Annotated in this window: 1 protein-coding gene (only partly in view); it reads right to left on the minus strand. The window is 69.2% G+C overall.

The genetic code is table 11. The features are described from left to right. Nucleotides 1-21,246, minus strand: partial view of a calcium-binding protein gene (locus AC1Q7O_RS10960; RefSeq protein WP_492659443.1) — the 3' portion only. The gene runs 12,249 nt beyond the window's last position; the window shows 21,246 of its 33,495 coding nt (coding positions 12,250-33,495); the start codon falls outside the window, past its right edge; its stop codon occupies nucleotides 1-3.

The following is a 21,246-nucleotide window of genomic DNA, read 5'->3' on the forward strand; positions in this document are numbered from 1 at the left end:
TCATTTTCCTCCGACCAGCTGCTGCCACTGCGCCTTGGCCCGCTCTTCCAGCTCCTTGAGCCAGGCGTCGCTCAGGGCGCGGGCACGGTCGGCCTCGTCCTGGGCGATCTCGGCGGCGGTGCGGGGCAGCGGGGCCGGTGTGGCGCCGGCGTCCAACCGGCCGCGGTCGTCGGCCAGCAGTGCCAGGGCGGCGGCCGACGGGTCGGCCACGGCAGAGCTGCCGGCCTGGCGCTGGGTGGCCTGCGCCTGCGTCGCCGTGACGACGAAGGGGTTGACCCCCACCGGCGTGGCCACCGCGGTGCCGGGCAGCACGCGCACGGTGAAGCCCTGGCTGACGCTGGCGCTGGCGCCGTTGCTGGTCTCGACGCTGGCGGCTACTACCGTGAGGCCGAACTCGCCGGTGAAGCCCGCCGGTGCCGTCAGGCTGAGGCGGGTCAGGTCCCAGCCGGCCAGGTCCACCGTCACGCCGCCGGCGGCGCTGCGCACGCCGTCGGTCAGCGTGGCACCGTCCGGCAGGCCCAGCAGGCTGAGCATCAACCTCTCCCCACCTGCCGTGTTGGCCAGCGCGGCCTCGACACGCGGCAGCGCGACGCTGCCACCGGCCAAGCCATAGACGACGCCCGCGCCCACCGGCAGCGTCTCGACGAGGTGGATGTCGTCGATCATGGCGCTGCGCTGCGGCACGGTGGTGCCGACGGCGATGGTGTCGCCGCCCTCCAGCACGATGGCGACGGTGCGGCTGGCGCCGTTGCCCGCGAAGCTGAAGCTCAGCGCCTGCCAGTTCAGCCCGCTGTTGGGGCTGGTGCCAGCGTGGGTGGCGATGCGCACGCCGTCGACGTAGATGCCGATCTGCGTGTTGGCCACCAGGAAGCCGAGGCCGCCGGCGTAGTCCAGGCTCAGCGTGTAGGTGGCGCCGGCAATGGTGTCCACGCTGCGTTCCACGCCGAGGGTCTGGTAGGTCGCGTTGCCGCGGCCGTTGCGCAGCGACAGCCACTGGCTGCCGTTGCCGGCCATGGGCTGCACGATGGCGAGGTTGCCACCCACGGTGGTCATGCGATCGCCGGCGGACCAGATCTCGAACGCGGCGGTCTTGCCGGTCGTCGGCGTCTGGATCGTCCAACCCTCCAGCACGCGGCCGGTCAGCACGGTGGACGACGTCGTGCCGTTGGTCGGCGTCTCCCAGCTGGTGGCCAGCAGCTCGCGGCTGACGGCGACATCGCGCGGGCTCAGCGCCAGCGAGGGCGCGTCGGCCACGGCGACGAACTGGGCCGTCACCACCTGGCTGGTGGTCGCGTACGCGCCGGTGGCACCTTCGAGGGCGGTGGCCTGCAGCTGCAGGGCCACGCTGCCATTGAAGTCGCGCGGCGGCGTCAGCGTGAGGGCGTCCAGCTGCCAGCCGGCGAGGTTGACGACTCGCTGCGTGGCCGACGGCGTGAAGCTGTGCGTGCCGTCGGACAGCAGGAAGCCGTCCGGCAGACCCGTCAGCGTCAGCACCAGCGTCTCGGAGCCGTCGTTGTCGACGAGGCCGGCGACGATGGCGTGCAGCGCCAGCGCCACGTCCTCCACGCCGGCGACGGCGTTGCCGCCGGTGACGGTGAGGGTGGGCGCGTCGGCCACGGCCGCGATGTCGACGACCAGGCTGGCCGGCGCGCTGTAGAGCTCGCCATCGAAGGCGCGGAAGCCGATGCGGGCGTAGTGCTCGTGGCGGTTGCCGTCGCCCGGCGTGGCGTAGCCGGCACCGCCCGACGCGTCGGCGGCCGGCACGAAGCGCAGGCCGCGTGCGGCCAGGTCGGCTTCGCTGAAGCGCTCGCCAACCACGACTGCTGCCCAGCTGCCGTCGGCCTGCTGGCGTTGCAGCTGGCCGTCCAGCGGCAGCGCCGTGATCTCGACCTGCAGCACGCCCCCGTCGGGCAGCGTGTCACGGTCGGCCACGGCGAAGTTGGCCCACCCCAGCGACAGCGTGCCGTCCTCGACGCCGCTGACCAGCGAGCTTGCAGCCGTCGGCGCCTGGTTGGTGCTGGTCGGGATGCTGCCCAGCAACGCCACGTCGCGCACGGTCATCGCGCTGCCCAGCGCGGCAAAGCCCAGCAGGTCGAACGACAGCAGCAGCGACTTGCCGACCAGGCTCTCGGACAAATCGACGAAGTAGGTGGCGCTGCCATCCGCATTGAGCCGCCGGGTGACGCTGGACGCCAGCCGCTCGCGACCGTTGGTCTGCAGGTTCATCAGCGCATCGCTGCCGTCGAGCTGCACCTGGCCTGCCGCCGGCAGGCCGGTTTGTGCATCCAGCAACGCCACCTCGAAGGCATCGGACGGGCCGCTGCCGTTGTCTCGCAGGCCCGTGCCCGCCAGCGTGAAGCTCAGCACACGCTCGCCGGGCTGCAGCACGAAGGCCTGGCCGAGATGGCTCTGCGCACGCCCATGCTCGCGCAGCACGGCGCCCTCACCGACGACCCAATCCACCGCGCCGCGGGTAGTCCATGCCGCGTTGGGGCCGTCCGTCAGCCCGCCGCCGACCAACGCCGAGGTGGCTGCGACAGCCTGCCAGGCGGGCACAGCCGCAGCGGCGGGTGCCGGCGCTGCGATGCGCAGTGCCGTGCGCGGCGGCGCGGCTTGCGCCAGCTCCACCTTCACGGACAACAGGCTCGCATCCGGCAGGCGACGCTCGCCGGCCTGCAACGTGCCGGACATGACGAACCCGGTGGGCTCGAGATCGACCAGGCCCAGCGTGTGGCCCATCTCGTGGATGAGCACCGACAGCAGGTCCACGTGATGGCGCGTCCCTTCGCCGGCACGAAGCACCAGCGTGCCGCCACGAGTCTCGAACTCCTCCGACTGCAATGGCGTCTGGTCGACGTACCAGCCCCAGCCCGCGGCATCGGCGGACAGCTTGATGCGGCTGCCTTCCGCCTGACCCAGTTCACCAGCAGGCAGATGCTGCAGCTCGACCTGGACCTGGGCCAGCCGCGACGCATCCGCCCCGGCCGCGATCCAGTACTGCCGCGCGGCTTCCACCATGACCTGCAAATGCGAGGTGTCCAGCGCCACGGTCGACAACAGATCGGGCAGTTCGTCGATCTGCTGCTTGGCCGTGCTCGCGTCGTACTTGGCCCAGACGAAGGTGAAATTGGCGTCCAGATAGGCGCGCGCATTCGCCACGCTGCCCGGGTTCTGGCGCGGGTCGGTACTGCCCGGGGCCAGATCGAACTTCTCGTCCGGCCGGATTGGCATGCCCGTGTTATCGAAGCGGTGAGACGCGGTGGCGATGATGACGTCGCGGCTGATCTGCGCACCGTCGAGCACGGTCTCGCCCACCTTGATGTCGTTCTTGGCGAGGAACGCACGGAACTCGGGGCTGAGCGGGGCGTTCTGCGATTCGACGAACCTGAAGTCGACGAGGTCGCCGCGCGCAATGGCCGGGAAGGCCACCTTCTGGCCCTTGGTCAGCGCTCCGGTGAGGTTCACCTTCGGATCGGTGTAGTCCTTGATCTGGCTCAGCTTGGCATCCACGATCTCGAACGTCAGGCTGCCGTCCTGCGCCACCTTGAGGCCCAGCACGTCCGGGCGGATCTCGACCTCGACGATATTGCCGCTGGCGTCCTTGACCCGGGCCTTGATGGACACCTGGTCCCAGGCGTCCTTGAAGCGGGCCTTGTCGGCCCGGACTTCGGACAGCACGCGGTCCTCATGCGCCTGCACCATGGCCTTGAGTTTCGGGTCCTGGGCGCGCAGGGCCGGCCCCTGCACATGCGCCTCGTCGGCCTCCTCCTGCTGGCGCAGCTTCTCCTCGTAGATCATGTCGTCAGACAGATTGGCCGCCTCGTCGTGGTACTTCTCGATGTGTGCTTCCAGCTGCTTGGCCGTCATGCCGCGGTTCTCCTGGAAGGCCGCGTAGAGGCGGCGCAGCTCGGTGAACTCGTGCAGGGTGGCAGCGCTCAACGCATCCATGCCCTTGTTGAACGTGTTCTGGGGCACACGGATCAGGAAGACACCGCTCTGGCTCTGCGCGAAATGCTGATCCCAGGTCAGCACCGTGTTGTTGTCGTCCGAGGCGTACTTGCGCTGGATCTCGTAGATCGCCAGCGGCAGCTTGCCGTCACGGTTCATCGCCTGGGCGTCCGGTGTTTCCTCGAGTCGCACCACCAAAGGCTTGCCTTCGGAATCGACCAGATGGCCCAGCTCGATGTCGGTGAAGACGTTGCCGTCCTTGGTCACGCCAACCTTGACCACCTTGTCCTTGGTTCCCAAGGCCCCGCGGTCGCGCAGCGTGTTGACGGACTCGACGAACTTGACGCGGTCGACCGCGGTGCTGATGTCCCAGGCCGGCACGCTGTTCTGCTCGTCGGCCAGCGCGTTGCCTTCCGAATGCGGCGTGTTGCGGTCCGCGGCATCACGGCCCTTGCGGATCGTCGGGTCGGCGGACTTCTTGCCCGGCTGGTCGGAGAAGTCCTGCAGCGCCTTCACCAGATCGCGCGCCTTGCGGTTGGCCACGTCGGCCAGGCTGTTCAGCTCGCGCTCCATGCGCGTGAGCTCCTTGAGCCCGCCCGAGAAGCTGCCGGCCCGTTCGGCGGCCACGGCGGCCTGGTAGTTCTTGGTCGCCACGCGCAGGTCGCGCTGGCTGGCCGCCGCCCCGAAGCTGGTGGCGATCAGCTGGTCGAGCTCGACGTTGCCGGCGATGTAGCCGATGGTCGCCTCCAGCTGGTCCTTGAGCGTCATCGCGGCGGACACCAGCGGATTGCGCTGAGCCACCTGCATGATGGGCGCCATCAGCAGTTCCAGGCGCGAGACGTTGCCCTCGTCGAAGCCGCGGGCCAGGTCGCTGATCGGTGGCAGCTCGACGATCTCGCCCTCGCCGCCCGCCGCGGCATAGGCCAGCACGTGCGCCGTGCGCAGCACGGTGTCGGCCGCCAGCAGCGGCACGTCGGCGATGCCCTTGATCATGCCCTCGGCGAACATCGCCAGGCCGCGCGTCAGCGCATTGCCCTTGCCGGCGTAGCTGACCGAGTCGGCCAGCTCGCGGGCGCGGTTCATGCGTTTGAGCGCGTCGGCATCGTCGAAGCCGAAGCTGCGGCGCAGGCCCACCTCCAGCGCGCTGACCGCGCCCAGGAAGTACGCCCCCACCTTGGTCGCCAGCACGCCGGCCACCGTCGTGGGCGGGTCCATCGGCCGGTCGGTGAACGTCACCATCTCGACCGTGTAGTCGTTGTTGTAGACCGGCGGCGGTGCCGGCGGCAGCACCTGCTTCTCCAGCGTGACGATGTCTTCCTTCTCCGCGAAGTTGCCCAGGCCGTAGATCCAGCCAAACATCTCGCCGGAGGAATACTCGTCGTAGCGACCCGGTGCGACACGTTGATCGCGCGCGCCGACGCTGCGGTCGAACGGCGATGCGATGGTGCGCCCCTGGGCCTCCAGGGCTGCCTGGATCAGCGCGCCCGCATTCCAGACGAACAGCGACTTGTACATGCGCCCGCTGCCGATGGACTGGCTCTCGTCGATCCAGACCTCGGCGAAGAGGCTGCCCGTTTCGGACAGCGACAGCTCCTTGATGCTGCCGCCCGGGATGGGCGTCGTCGCACCCAGGTACTTCGGCGCGCCCTTCTTGCCGAACGGGTCCTGGATGACGCCGATCTTGCCGCCGATCTGCTTGCCGAAACCGTAGTTCTCGTAGTCCACGAAGTGGACGTCGTTGAACAGGAAGTTGTAGTCGGCAACCAGCGCGTACTCTTCATCGCCATACAGCGCGATGACCGTGTCGGCCGCACGCTGGATGTTCATCTGGTGCTTGCGCTGCAGGTAGCCGGAATCCCACTCCTTCGGTGACAGCCAGGCGGCCACCTGGGTGGACTCGCCCGTCAGCTTGCCGCCCTCGCCGAGCGCGAACGTCACGCCGCTGACGCCCCGGTTGTAGGCCTTCGCGTCGGACAGCAGGAATTCACCCGCACGCGCACCCGCGGTGATGAACTGCGGCCCCTTGTTGGCGTTGTAGGCGGTGTCGATCTTCATCTTCACCGGCCAGCCCTCGATCTCACCCCATTCGTTGGTGTCGTAGAGGTCGATGACGTAGACGTTGCCGCGCTGCGTGATGCCGCCATTGGTCAGCGGGATGCGCTCCTTGGGTGCCGTCACGGCCAGGTAGCGGCCGGCGCTGACCGCCATGTCGATGAAGCCCAGCGGCGCGTCGACGAAGCTGAAACCGCGGATGGTTTCCTGTTTCTTCAGGAAGTGCTCGGAGGTCTGGTCGATGTTGATGCGCGTGATGCGCCCGCCACCGCCGTAGTTGCTGCCCTCCGCCACGTACAGCCAGCCGTCGTTGACCGCCAGGCTGGAGATCTGGTTGGCCCCGCCGTCCACACGCAGCGTGTAGAAGATCTGGTAGGTCAACGGGTCGTAGACGTGGATCTTGCCGCCCTGAGCGGCGATGAAGGCCATCGTGCCGTCCTGGCTGAAGATGATCTGGTTGGCATAGCCGCCGAACAGCTTCAGCGGCGCACCCGTCTCATCCGCCGTGATGCGCTTGATCAGCGCGATCGGGTCGGGCGTGTTCTGCGGCACGTCGGTGCGCGGCGGGCCCTGGAACACGTTGATGGCGTTCGCCGTCGTCACCAGCGTGTCGCTGTCGTTGCGCCGGTCGGCGTCGTAGTTGTTGTAGCGGATCCAGAGTTCGGCCAGGCGCGACTCCGACGTCTCCGGCATGCCGCCGACCACGCCGTTGTTGTCCGGCGCCAGCGCGATGCGTTCGACATACACGAAGTGCTGCGACAGCGCGATGCCCTCGGGCAGCGTCACCTCCAGCGTCTGCTTGCCGCCGCTGCTCCACTGGAACGCGTCATAGCCCTGCCAGACCAGGCCGCGCTCCGGGCGGGTGCCCGGATAGCTCGGCTCCTGCAGCGCATCGCCGCGCGGCATCAGCCAGACCTTGTAGGAGAAGTTGCCTCGCGCCGAGCCGGACGGCACGAAGTTCAGCCCTTCCACGGTGAGGCGCTGCGTGCCCTGGTCGTAGGTGAGACCCGTGATGACCGGTGCCGTCTCGCTGTCGCCCGGCGCGGGCGGGAACTCGCGGTTGATGGTGTCGGGTTTCAAGGCCGACGTGGGCACCTGGCGCTGGAAGCTGCCATCCAGGCGGTACTTGATCGAATAGACCGGCGACGGTGACGAGGCAAAGATGCCCATGGCCGCGACCGCCATCATGGCGCTGGGCGCCATGGCGATCATCATCTGCTGGGCCCAGATGGCGTCCCAGTTGATGAACACGCCCTTGACCTCGACCTCGCCGGTGTCGTGGTTCGTCTCCTTGCGGACGGTCGCCACGAGCTGGCTGCCGGAGCCCACGCCCCCATACGGCGGGCTGGAGGTGCGGGCGATGCCGTCCGCACCGATGAAGCCGTTGTCGACAAGCCACCAGGTGTCGTGCGACACGCCCTCGCCGTCGATGATGGTGCCCTTGCGCCAGAAGAAGACCTCGGTCCCGGCCGCGAGGTTGCCCTGCACCTTCAGCGCGAGCTGCACGGGCAGGTTGGACTTCTGGCCGCCCAGGTCGATGTCCCAGGCGCCGATGGCGTCCAGCACGTTGGTGGCCGGCAGCGGGATGTCGAGTGCACCCAGGTCCTTGGACTGGATGGACACCTTCGTGCCGGTGGGCAGCGCGCCCTGGGCAACCAGCAGCTGGTTGCCGGCGGCGTCCTGCGCGACCACACCGTCGGCGGTGACGGTGGCCTCGCCCAGCATGGCATGGGTGACGAACAGCGTCAGGTCGACCTGCTTGCCACCGTTGATGATGCTGATGCGGGTCGTGCCTTCGGCCTTGGCAACGATGAGACCGTCGGCCGTGATGGTGGCCAGCGTCGGGTCAGCGATGTAGTAGCGCGTGCCGCTGGCAGCGGTCTGCAGCGGCGAGTTGTCTGGCGCACGTACGCGCAACTGACGCTGCCCGCCATTCACCAGCGTGATGGCGCGCGGATAGACGTCCACTTCGAGGCCGTCTCGCTCGGCCGGGGCGTCCGGATCGACATCCACCGTGAACGCATTGACGCCCTCGATGCCGCGTGCCGCCACCTTCACGGTGGCCGTGCCGGCGGTCTGGCCGCGCAGCCAGCCGTTGGCATCGACCGACAACACGGCGTCGTTGCTGCTCGTGTACGTCAGGTAGCGGCCGCTCAGCGTGACGCCGGATTCATCGGCGAAGTCGCCGGTGATGCGCATCTGCGCGCTGTTGCCCAGCGCCAGCGTCGGCAGTCGCTCGATGTGGATGCGCAGCAGCCTGGCGTCGCTGACGCTGACCTTGAGCTCGATGGGCGCCGACGTGGAGTACCCGTCATCGGCCTGCAGGCGCACGATGGCGTCGCCGGTGAAGCCGGCGTCCGGCTTGAACAGCAGTGTCTTGCCGTCGCCCCCCAGCGTGGCCACGCCATGCTCGGCGCTGAGCACCTGCCAGTACAGGCGGTCCCCCTCGCGGTCGAAGGCCACCGCGTCCAGCGCCATCGTGGCGTCCAGGTCCTGATGGCTCTTCAGCGTGGCGGGCGCACCCGCCAGCGGTGCGAGGTTGGCCTGCCAGCCATAGTTCGCGTAGGCGATCTGGCGGTCGGTGTCGTTGGTCGTGCCGTCGCCGTTCAGGTCGGTGCCCGGTTGGGCGTTGCCGAACATCGCGGTATCGGTGCCGTCGATCTTGCCGTCGCGGTTGATGTCACCGGCCACGCTGATCTTCAACGACGCAGCACCCGTGCCGCTCAGGCTCAGCAACTTGAGACCGGCCTCGGTCACCCGCAGCAGCGTGACCGTCTTGCCACCGATGCTGGCCTGGCCGACGACTATGGCGCCTTCGGCCGACAACGTCGTCCCGGCACTCGTCTCGACCGCATACAGGATGGCTCCCGCCGCGCCGGGACGCTTGACGGTGCTGGCCAGCTCGCTGTCACGGGTGTTGAACGTGAAGTGGACCGGTGTGCCGGCGGCGAGGTTGCCACTCCAGCTGTTCGTCGCCGTGCCGACGCCTGCCAGCCATGTGGCTGCGCCGCCCAGCGCCACGGCGCCGGTGGTGTTCAGCAGGCTGCCGTCGGCGCGGTAGCCGATGTTCTGGTTCAGGCTGCCGGCACCGAACAGGCTGCGCGCCAGCACGAGGCGGCCTTGCGTGTCGTAGCGGTAGATGTAGGCCGCCTGATCGCCGCCGGCCTCGCGGCCGATGACGCGCTCGATGCGGCCGGTGCTGTCGCGCTCGAAGCGGATGCGCTCACCCACGTCACCACTGCCCACCAGCGCCACGCCGGCATCGCTGACCAGCCACTGCTGGCCGTCGGCGAAGCGAACGCGTTGCACGACACCGCGTGCATCGAGGCGATACGCCGTCCCGTCAGGGCCGGTGAGTTCGTAGCCACTGGGCTGCCAGGGCAGGCCGGTGGCACGGTCGAGCAGGCGCAGGCCCTGAGCCTGCAGCGCGACGGCGACGTCCGGATCGGCGTCCAGCGCCTTCAGGCTCCAGCCGGCCGTGCCGGTGAACACCGGGCGCAACACCTGCGGCGATGCCGCATCGGTGCCCAGCGCCTGGGCCATGGTGCCCAACGTGAAGCTCAGGTAGGCCGTGCCCGCCGACGCGTCGGCCAGGTTGGCAGGCGCCTGCAGCCACACGCGCGCTCCCGTGCGCCAGGCCGCGGCCGCGCCGAGGCTGTCGGCGCCGGCTTGGTCGTGGCTGAGGCGGGTGTCCAGCAACGGCAGCGTCCAGTTGCCGAAATCACCGCGGCCCGCGTTGTCCAGCGAGCGGGCCAGCGCCAGATCGTGGTTGCCCAGGTGGAAGACCGCGTCGGTCGCCACGGACTTGACGATCTGCTTGGTGGCCGAGTCGACGAGGATGCGCGCGCTGATTTCGGTCGTGCGGCCGGCCAGGTCCCAGCCGCGCAGGCGCAGCACGTAGACGCCATTGGCCCATTGCGACGGATCCAGCGTCGCCAGCGTCTGCTCGCCGTTGACCGTGACCGCCGCCAGCGAAGCGCTGGCCACGATGCGCCAGGCGGACTCGTCCACCCGGTCGCCATTGGAAGGGGCGGCTTCCAGCACATAGCCCATCAGCTGCAGGTCGGCCAGCCGTGCGGTCAACGCCGTGGAAGCGCCGATGATGGCCGGCGCCAGACCGGTCTGCTCCGGCGACAGCGCGCCCGTGAAAGCCAGCGTCGGTGCGGCGCTGTCCTGCGGGTCGCGCACGCGAACCGTCTGCGTGCTCGTGGCAGAGAAGCCATCGACGTCCAGCGCGGTCACGCGGATCTCGATGAGGCCCGGCGCCGTGGGCGTCAGGCGCAGGCGGCCCAGCCCGTCGAGGGCCACGGTCGTCCAGTCGCCCTGGCCGATGCCGGTGCCGCGCACCTGCACCAGCGTGCTGGCGATGGGGCTGAAAGCATCGGCACGCACCGTGGCCAGCACCACCTGGCCCGGCAGCACCGGGGTGCTGGGCGTCAGGTTGACCAGCAACCGCGGCGCGTTCGCCGCAGCGTCGGCAACCACGCGGAGCACGAAGCTCTCGGTGCTGGTGTTCCTGCCGTCGCTGACCGTGGCCAGGACGGTGAAGTCGCCGACCTGGCCGGGGCCGGGCGTCCAGCGCAGGCGCCCATCGGTCGCGTCGTAGACGGCGCCTTCGGGCAGGCCGCGGAAGCTGACCGTCAGCGCCGAGGTCTGCGCGGCACCATCCGGGTCGCTGACGGCGATGACGCCGGTTGGTGCGCTGCCGCCCTTGACGACGGGCAGCTCAAAGCTCTGGCCGACCAGCAGCGCGTGGCTGGCGGTGCGGATCTCGGGGGGCTGGTTCACGTCCAGCACGCGGACCTGCACCGTCCGCATGACGGTGGCCTGGCCGTCCGTCGCCCGGAAGGTGAAGGTGTAAGCGCGACTCTCGGCGTCCTGGTTGTCGACGATGTCGGCGCCAGGCGTCCATTCGAAGTAGCCGCTGGCGGCATCGAAGTAGACCCCTTGCGGCGTGGTTGCGTCGTAGACCAGGGCGATCTGCGTCGCGTCGTTGTCGCCGTCCGTCGTGCGCATCGTGAACGACAGCGTCTGACCTTCCGGCACCAGTTGCAGCGGCATCGGCAACAGTACGGGCGCCTGGTTGACGTTGGCAACAACGATCTCCAGTTCGCGCGTGAAGCTGGCGCTGCCATCGCTGGCGGTCAGCTTCAACAGGTAGCGCCCCGGCGCCGCCCCGTTCTGGTTGTCGCTCTGGGCCGCGAACAGCCCCGGCGTCCAGCGCAGTTGAAGGCGGGTCTGGCCGCCGCTGGCCGCGGCGGGCGCGAACTGCATACCGACCGGCAGGCCTTCCACGGTCCAGTGCAGCAGGTCGAGGTCGGTGTCCAGGCCCGACAGGTCCACCGTCAGGGGCGTTCCTTCGTCGACCTTGACCACGGTGCGTGTGCCGGCGAGCGCATCGCCCTGCACGGCGCCGCCGCTGGCCGCGATGGCGAACAGCGTCGGCGCGGCGTTGCTGGCACGCACGGAGATCCGCAGATCCTTGACCGACGTGTTGGGCACCGGCGGGTTCTGCGGGTCGACCACGTAGCCGGCGTCGGCCGGCGGCAGGCCGGCATCGGTCACCGCGAAGCTGATGTCGAAGTCCCCGCTCAGCCCGGCGGCGGGCGTCCACACCAGCATGGCGTGGCCGTAGCGGGCATCGGTCTCGATGCGCGCGCCGGCCGGCAGGTTGGTGGCGGCGTAGGTCAGCGCGTCCTGGTCCATGTCGGACACGACGATCGGCACGCGCAGTTCGGTGCCGGCGACCGCCACGACGCGGCTGGGCATCGTGATGACCGGCGCCTCGCTGGGGCTCTTGACGGTGACGACGAAGCTCTTCGCAACGGCGATGACCTGGTTGACGTCGCCATCGCCGTTGTCCTGCGCGGCCACGGTCACCGTGTAGTCACCGCGGTGGCCGATGCCCGGCGCGAAGCGCACCACGCCGGTCAGCTTGCCGGCGCTGTTGAGCGTCTGCGTGTAGGTTGCGAAGCTCGGCAGTCCGCTGACGGTCAGCTGCAGCGGGTTGCCGTCGGCATCGGTCGCCTCCAGCGGAATCTCCAGCACCGCACCGCGGTCGACGAAGGCGTTCGTCACGTCCTTGATCTCGGGCGCGCGATTGGCGTTGTTCACCACGATGGGCAGCACGATCTGGCTGCTCAACGGCGTTCCGGTCCCGTCGCCGTTGTCGGTGGCCTTCACGGTGACGCTGTAGCTGCCCGCCTGCGCATAGCCGGGCGTCCACAGGATCTCCAGGGTCTGCTCGTCGAAGCTGGCACCCGGCGGCAGGCCGGTCACGGTGTAGCTCACCGTCGCAGCCGTCGTCTCGGGCCCGGTAGCGGGGCCGCCCGCCGTCAGGCGCACGCGCGGCTCGAACGTCGGGTTGTCCGGGTCGAAGGCAAACACGCTGATGCGCAGCGGCTGAGCTTCCAGCACCGACCAGGTCTGCGCCGCATCGAACACCGGTGCACCGTTGGCGTTGAGCACCTGGAACTCGATCTCCTGCGTCACCTGGGCGTATCGCGGCAGCTCGCCGCCCACGCTCGGGTAGTAGGCCCGCAGCGTGACGGGCAGCTTCAAGGTGCCGGCCTGCGTGAATGCCGGCTGCCAGCTGAACCAGCCGGTTTCGCTGTCCAGCGTGGCGCCTTGCGGCAGCCATTCCGCGGACCAGCTCAGGCGGACTTCCGCGCCATCAGACTGCAGGCCCGCGCCCGGCAGGCTGCCGGGCAGTTGCAGGCTGATGCGCTCGCCCTCGCGCACGACCTGCCTGGCCACGCGCGGGAACACCGGCTGCGCCAGGCCCTGCGTGACACGCACGTTGAAGCGCTGCGTCACCTCGTGCTTGCCGTCGCTGACGACGACGGTGATGTCGCGGTAGTCGCCCGCCTGGTCGTAACCCGGCGTCCAGCTCAGCTCGCCCGTGGCGGCGTCGAAGACGGCACCCGGCGGCAGGTTGCGCACCAGCATCGTCAGGGTGTCGCCATCGGCATCCCCGGCAACCAGCGGCAGGCGCAGGGTTTCGCCCTCGCCCAGCTCGAAATCACTGATGCGGCCCAGCACCGGCACGTGGTTCGCGCCGGCGACCTCCAGCGTGAAGCGCCGCAGCGCAACACCACCGCGACTGTCGATGACGCGCACCAGCACCACGCTGTCGGCCCGGTCGTTGGCGGTCGGCGTCCACTTCAGCGTGGCTCGGTTGCCGTAGCCGCTGGCGCTGCTTTCGACGCGCGCATCCTGCTCGATGGTCATGCCCTTGGGCGCGCTGACGATCTCCCAGAAGAACAGGCGGCCGTCCACGTCCTGCGCACCCAGGTCGGCGCTCCAGGCCTGACCCACGGTGGCCTTGGGCAGACCCGGCGTCGTCAGATCGATGGCGCCGTCAGGCTCGCGCTGGCCCAGCACGGGCGGTGTGTTGTCGTAAGGCAGCGCATAGACGCCATGGCCCAGGTTGAACTTGACCAGCGTGCCCGAACCCGGCGTCGTGCCGAAGCTGGACGCGGGACGCACCGAGACCGTCTGGCGGCCCAGCGTCTGGCCGGTCTTCAGCGCGCCGCCCTGCAGCGCTGCCGTCAGGTCCAGCACCCACAGCTCCGATTGCGCACCGTCGCCCTGTGCCGCGCCGGTGATGCTGCCCCCGAAGTAGCGGCCCGGGTCGAGCAGCAGCATCAGCGGACCCTTGAGGTCGTCGACGCCGATGTTGGTCACGCTGACGTCGTAGCTCACCGCGCCGGTCAGGCGGTCGGCGCGCGTATCGACGAACTCCAGCCGCACGAGGTTGGAGATGTCCGTCACGGCGGTGAAGACCAGATCCCAGTCGTCACCCAGCGCGATCTGCTGCGCGCTGCGCAGGTTGCCATTCACCTCCAGGCGCCAGCCGCCCGCGGGCAGGTTGGGCAGGGTCAGGATGACGCTCTTGCTGGCGGCATCCCAGCGCACGCTCTCCGGCAGCAGCGTCAGATTGCTGTTCGCGCCGGTGGCAACCAACCGATAGCTGTTCGGATTGAGCACCGACGTCACGCCGGTGGTGTCGGCGCCGTCGGCACCGGTCCACATCGGCTGGTCGAAGCTGACCGCCAGCTGCGTCAGCGGCAGCGGCACCAGCGCACCGTCGGCCACGCTGGCCGTGACCACCTTGGGCGCCTTGATGGGCGCCAGCTCGTCGATGCGGTTCGTCTCGGCGACGAGGATGCGGCCGTCGGCAGTCGCGACGATGCTCTCGCCGCGGGTGCCGCCTTCAGCGAGCTTCAGCGCGCGGCGGCTGCGCAGCTCGACGGCCCACACGGCGCCGGTGTGCGCGGCAGTGCTGCTGCCATCTGCCGCGACGGGGCGCTGCGGCGTGTTGCTGCTGGCCAGCAGCAGGCCCGCGAGGCCCGTGCCGGCCTTGCCGAAGGTGATGCTGTCGACGAGGCCGGCGAGGCGGTACTCCAGCTCGGCGCGGCCCTTGGTGGCGCCGCTCATCGGGAAGCTGACGATGTCGGTCGTCGCCTCGGGCAGCGCGCCGCGCACGTCGCTGCCGGTCCAGCGCACCGCCCACAGGCGGCCGTCCTGCCCGAAGGCGAGATCGCCGACGCGGGTGTTGCTGAAGTGGGTCCAGGCGCGGTTGGCTTCGGCGGTGGGGTCGAAGATCTCGACGCCGTTGCCGCTGGCGACATAGATGAGGCCCGTGCCCGGCTGGATGGCCAGCGCATGCGTCAGCGGCTCGCCGGCGGGCGCGCGGGTGCGGCTCACGACGGCACCGGAGCTGGCGTCGACCATCAACAGCTCGACACCGGTCATGACCCACAGGTTGCCGACGGCGTCCAGCGCCATGTCGAGGATGGCCGCGGTGGTCGTGAACAGCGGCTGCACGGAGCGGCCGCCGTCCTTGCCGAAGCGGAACACTTCGTTGCGATAGTTGCCCGCGCTGGCCAGCACCGAACCATCGGCCAGCTCGACCATCGCGAGCGCACCGACGTCGCCCTGGCTGGCCGTGAAGCCGCTGGCGAAGCCGCGCAGCTGCAGCGGGGCGAGCACCGACTGCAGGTCGCTGCCGAGACCGCCGAGGGCCGGCGTGATGACGAAACCGGGCAGTTGCTGGGCCGCCTGCGCGAACAGGTCGCTGGCGGTGTAGCTGCGGTCCGGCGCCGCGGCGGGCAGCTCGGCGCTGGCGTCCAGCGTCTCGGTGACGCCCAGGCCTTGCTGCGCCTCGCTGCGGCTGCCGTCGTCCGGCAGCACGGCGTTGGACACGCTGGCCGCCTCACGGTTGCCGGCGTTGTCCGTGGCGACGGCCAGGAACTCGTAGTGCTTGCCGGCCTGGCCCGTGAAGATGGCGGTGCTCTCGGCACCGGCGACCTGGCGCTGCCAGATCTTGAAGTCGCCACCGTCTTCGGCGACGTAGACGGTCACATGCTTGACGCCGGCTGCGTCGTCGACGGCCTTCCAGTTCAGCTTGTAGGTCGGCTGCCCGCCGGCGTTGTTGCCGTTGCTGGTGACGGTCAGCGTCGTCACCGGGGCGTCGGCATCCAGCGTGTGGCTGACGGCCGCGCTGACGATGGGCGGCGTGGCATCGAAGAAGACCCGCGCCGCGGCGGTGATGTTGGCGCCAGTCCGTGCCAGGTCGCTGGCACGGATGGTGTACGACACGAAGCCCGCGGTGGCCTTGCCATTCGCGTCCGGCGGCAGCAGGCCGCGGGCGGGGTCATGCAGCACCTCGCCGGTGTCGGGGTCGATGGCCTGCAGCAGCCAGGTGGCCACGCGGGCCTCGGCATCGATGCCGGCGCTGACGCGCAGCACATAGCCCTTGCCGGCGGCGCCCGTGAAGTTGAAGTCGCCCTGGAAGACGGCCTGGCCGTCGGGCACATGGATGTTGATGTCGCCGATCTTCAGGTCGCCCAGGCGCAGGCTGCGCGCGTCCAGATCGGGGTCGATGGCCGTCACGAGACGGATTTCCCCCACCGGCGCACTGGTCGGGTTGGTGAAGGACAGCGTGTAGGGCAGCGCGTAGTCGGTCGGCACATACGTCGAGCCGTTGGCCGCCGGCAGCGCTTGCGGGCCGCGCACGCTGATGGTGGCACCGGCGTTGGCCTGGGCCTGTGCGGCTTGCTGCAGGTAGTTGGTCAGGTTCAGCGCCTGAGGACCGACGGGGCGGAACTTTTCGTCCAGCACGCCGATGTGGCGCAGGTATTCCAGCTCGGCGCGGTTGCCGGCGAAGACGTCGAAGCTGATGAAGTGGGTCGACTGGCCCGCATGCTGGTCGTAGTCGGCCGCGTTGGGCGCGACGGGCACGGGGACCTCGACGGTGCCGCCGTCTGACAGCTCACGGACTTCCACGTAGTCGACCGGCGCGTGTGCCGCGTCGCGGTCACCGGCGTACTTGGCCGTGTCGCCGTACCACTGCTGCACCTTGGCGAAGAAGCCCAGCAGGTCGGCCTGGGTGCGGTAGCTGTCGCCGCCCTTGGCCAGCAGGATGCCGGTGGCCAGCGTGGCGTTCAGGCTCAGCACCAGCTCGTCGCTGCGGATGGCCGGGGCCTGGCCCTCGGGGCGCAACAGGCCTGTCGTCTCCAGCGCGCCCAGCCAACCCTTGACCCACTGCGCCTCATCGGCGGCCAGCACGGCCAGCGTGCTCGGCGCCGTGGTGTCGGCGAGGATGGCGGTGCGCAGGCGCTTGGCATGCGCCGTCTGCTCGGCGACGAACTCGGCACGCGTCAGCGTCGTCACGCTGGCCAGCGTGTCGAAGCGGAAGGGCATGGCGAGCGCCTCTTCCTCGGTGATGTGTTCCTGCGGGTCCTTGGACAGGAACTTCTTGGTCAGGCCCTTGGAAATCTTGTCCAGGCCGGTGACGCCCTCATCGAGGATGCCGCTGGCCTTCCAGTCGGGCCGGATGGCGTAGAGCTTGTCGCGCAGGCCCTCGAAGTCGTAGTTGATCCACTCGGCCAGGCCCGGATAGGTCTGCACCTTGAAGGTGGCGCCGGCAAAGCCGTTGGCCGCCAGGTCGAAGGCGTAGCCGGGCGCGAGGTTCCAGCCGTTGGTGTTGGTCATGCCGTCGAGCGACGCCCACGGCACATCGGCGCGCACGCCGGTGACCGGCGTCGTGCCATAGGCCTGGTTGTTGCCATCGCCCGCGGCGATGGCGCCGTCGGGCCGGCCACCGATGTTGGTGCCGAAGACGACGTAGGGCAGCGACAGGCCTTCCAGCACGTACTCGCTGTTGCCCATGTCGGTGGCGCCGACGTTGAAGCGGATGTAGGGCGTGTCGACGTTGGTCAGGCTCTGCAGGCTGACGCTGTAGGTGGCCGCATCGCCCGGCTCGATGTTGCGCGGGCCGCCGACGCCGATGGCGGCGTCGACCTCGATCATGCGTTCGACGAGGTAGCGGTAGGGCTCGACGACGCGCGAGCCGTCGGGGTTGGTGACGACGACGTCGTACAGCCCCATCGGCACGTGGCGCAGGTCGAAGACGGCGCGGATGTGGGTGGCGTCCAGGACTTGCCAGCGCTCGGGTTCGATCTCGAACTCTCCCGGGCGTGCCAGCTTGACCAGGGCGCCCGCCGCGAAGCGGGCGCCTTCAATGTCCATGGTGACCCAGCGGTGGTCGTCGTCGCCGACGCCGCCCTGGTCCGGCGTGACCTTGGTGATGGACAGCGGCAGCAGGTCGGCGCGCAACGTGACGGGCGTGGCCACGCCTCCCTGGCGCGAGCGCACGAGGATGTAGTAGTCGCCCGCCTTGGTGGTGGGCACCAGCAGCGACTGGTCGGGCGACACGGGGTTGCTGTAGGCCACGTCGAACAAGCTGCCGGTGGGCACCTCGTTCCAGCGGATGTAGACCTCGTTGGCCCCCGTCGAGGCGGTGGAATCCAGCAGCACGCGCAGCGTTTCGCCGGCGCCCACGCTGACCTTGTAGACCTGGGTCTGGCCATCGGTCAACGTCGTCGCCAGCGTCTGCGCCACGGTCAGCACGGGCACCTCCACGCGCAGCGCAGCGCCCGAGGCCGTGCGGTTGTTGGCCTCGCCCGGCGGCAGGTTGACGCCGGTCTCGGTGTAGGTGATCTTGCCTTCGAAGACCTCGTTGTAGAGGTCGGGCCGCACGATGACGCGCCAGTTACCGTCCTTCAGCGCGGGCAGCTTGGCGGTGAGCTTGGCGGTATAGCTGCCGTCCTTGTTCAGATCGCCGACGTGGGCGACCTTGCCCAGCACGATGTCGTTCAGGTCCCAGTTGTTGTCGGCGGACAGGTAGAGCGCGTCCGTCCAGCGGCCGTAGGCCGGGTTGATGGACGTGTTCTGGATCGTGAACGTGATCTCGACGTCGTCGCCCACCTTCGCGCTGGACGGCACGACGACGTTGGTGACCACGAGGTCGGCGGGCGGCGGCGTCTCGATGCGCATGGGCTGCACGGCCGCCGCGTTGTTGTTGTCGTCCTTGCCGAACTCCAGCACCTGGCCGGTCTCGCCGCTGCCCCAGATGCGGGCCGGGTCCGTGACGACGAAGACGTAGTACGGCCCTTCCAGGTCGCGCGGCGCGGTGTAGGTGAGGCTGCCGGTGTAGCTGCCGCCGGCGGCCAGGCCGCCGCCGTGCTGCACGTAGCCGAGGTAGCGGTCCTTGTTCAGGTCCAGGAAGCGGTCCTTGGACAGGTAGACCATGTCGTACCACGTGCCCTGGTCCACCGGCGTCTTGCCGCCGAGGTTCTCGACCTTGTAGGCGACCGTGAAGTTCTGGCCGGCGATGACGGCCTCGGGCGCAGTGACGCTGGTGACCTGGAGGTCAGGCGGCGTGGCCAGCGTGATGGGCAGCGCCAGCTTGGCCGTGTTGTTGGCCTCGTCCTTGAACTCCAGCACGCCGTTGGTGCCGGTCTCGCGGATGACGGGCAGGCCCGTCCGGATGGTGCTGGGCACCTCGTTGTAGAAGTCCTTGAAGACGCCGGTGTCGGCCTTGACGATGAGGTTGAAGTTGCCGCTGATGGACGTCGGGATCGCGAACGTGGCCGTCTGCGTGTAGCTCTCGCCTGGCTTCAGGAAGCGCGGCTTGCCCTGGGCGTCGGTCAGATAGACCTGGCGGGCGCGCAGCAGCACCTCGATTTCGCTGCCGCGGTCCACCAGTGGGTAGTCGCTGGGGTCCAGCGTCTCGTCGCGCGACAGGTAAACGCCGTCCATCCAGCCCGGCACGCGGGTGTCTCGCGTGCCGCGGTTGGTGACGGTCCACGTCGCCGTGATGGTGTCGCCGGAGCTCGGGTTGGGGTTGTCGACGGTGATCTTGTCGATCTGCAGGTCGGGCTCGCGGTAGACGATGTTCAGCGTGCCGCGGCCGAGGTTGTTGTCGCGCCGCGCGCCTTCGAACACCGAGGTCGTGTAGTAGATGTCGCGGGTGTAGGCGTTGTAGTCGCTGTGGGGCGTCGGCGGTGCGTTGACTTCGTCCTGCGACTGCTGGGCTGGCGTGGGGCTCTCGCCGCGGCCCAGCTCAGGTGCCAGCGACTCGGGATAGTGCTTGCCATCCGTCATCACATAGACGTAGTACACCCCGTCGGTACCCGGCGGCAGCTTGACGACGGCGCTGGCGGTGTAGCTCTCGCCGGCCCCTAGCGTTGTCGCGTTGCTGTGCACCACGGAGCCGATCTGCGTGGCGCGCGACGGGATGAAGGTCGGATCTGGGCTGACCCAGATGTGATCCAGCCAGCCCTTGGTGCCGCTCCAGACGGCGCTGCCGAAGTTCTGCACCGTCCAGGTAACGGTGGTGTCCTCGCCGGAGAAGTTGGTCGGCAGCGTCGTGACGTTGGTGACGCGCAGGTCCGCCGGTGCATTGGTCACGCTGGACACGGCGCGGTTGACGTTGTTGTCCTCCGCCACTTCGGCGACGTCGTTGCGGCCCAGGAAGCTGTAGCCGGCGTCCGTCTGGACGACGAGGTAGCCGCCGCTCACGGCGGGGCTCAGATTGACGGTCTGAGTGACGCTGTACGTTTCGCCGTTTCCGAGTGTGCGCTGCTGCTTGAGCTCGGCGATCAGCCAGTAGACCTTGGCCTGCGCAGGATCGGGGTTGTCCATCAGCCAGACCTTGTCGGTCCAGCTGCCATCGAAGGCGTCACCGCGGTTCTTGACCGTGTAGCCGAAGCTGTAGCTGCCGGCCGCTTGCGCACTGGCCGGCGCCGTCACACTGCTGACGACGAGGTCGGGCGGCGTGATGCCCAGCACGCTGACGGGACGGGCCTTGTAGTTGTTGTTGTCGACCTGCGTGGGATCGTCAGGATTGATGTTGCTGGAGAGCGTGTCCTCCAGGATGGCGTCGTAGGTGTCGCTCCAGACGGTGAGGAAGTAGTTGCCGCTGCGCACGCCATCCGGGATCTGCACGTCCAGCTGGCCCAGGTAGTCCTCGCCGATGGCGAGCTTGCCGGTGTGCGTGATCTGGCCGATCTTGATGTCGCCCTTGGACGGGTTGGGGCGGGTCTTGTCGACGGTGAGCCAGACGGTGTCGGTCCAGCTGTTGGTCGTCGCGGCATCGCCGCGCGTGGTGGCCGAGCCCTTGTTGGTGACCTTGTAGTTGACCTGCACGGTCGCGCCATGCACGACCTGGTCGGGCGCCACGACATCGCTGGTGACGAGGTCGGCAAACGGCACCGGATTGATGTGGAAGCGTTCAGCACGGGCGTTGTTGCCCTCGCTGGGGTACTCGTCCACGCGGTTGCCGCCATCGGCCACGACGATCAGGTAGACGTCGCCGCGGTAGCGGATGGGGATTTCCACGCCGTTGACGGTCGTCGTGTAAGCATCACCGCCCGGGCTGAGTGCGGCGCCGCTGTCAACACGGGCCAGCAGCACGTCATCGGAGCTGACGATGCCGTCCAGCGACAGATAGACGTAGTCCTGCCATTGGCCTGCCGTGGCTTCGGGGCCGGTGTTGGCGACGGTGAACTTGAAGCCGGCTGTCGTGCCGGCGGTCACATCGGTGGGCACCTCGACCTTGGTGACTCGCAGGTCCGGCCGGTTGTTCAGGCTGACGATGATGGCGTCGGTATCCGTCGCCGTGTTGTTGTTGCGGGCGTCGCCGTACTCGTAGACCTGCGGCTGGCCGCCGGTGCCCAGCAGGCTGTTGGTGACGACGCGCAGGCGGTAGCCGCCCTCGATCTTGCTCGGCAGGCGCACCTGCTCCGTGCGGGTGTAGTTCTTGCCCGCGTCCAGGCCGCGGTCGTAGACGTAATTGCCCAGCACGACGGTGGAGCCGTTGGGCGCCAGCAGCAGCACGGTGTCCTGCCACTGGCCAGCCGCGCGGGCCTGGCCGTCGTTGACGACGCGCCAGCTCAC

This window comes from Roseateles sp. GW823-FHT07B05 (genome assembly GCF_058794515.1).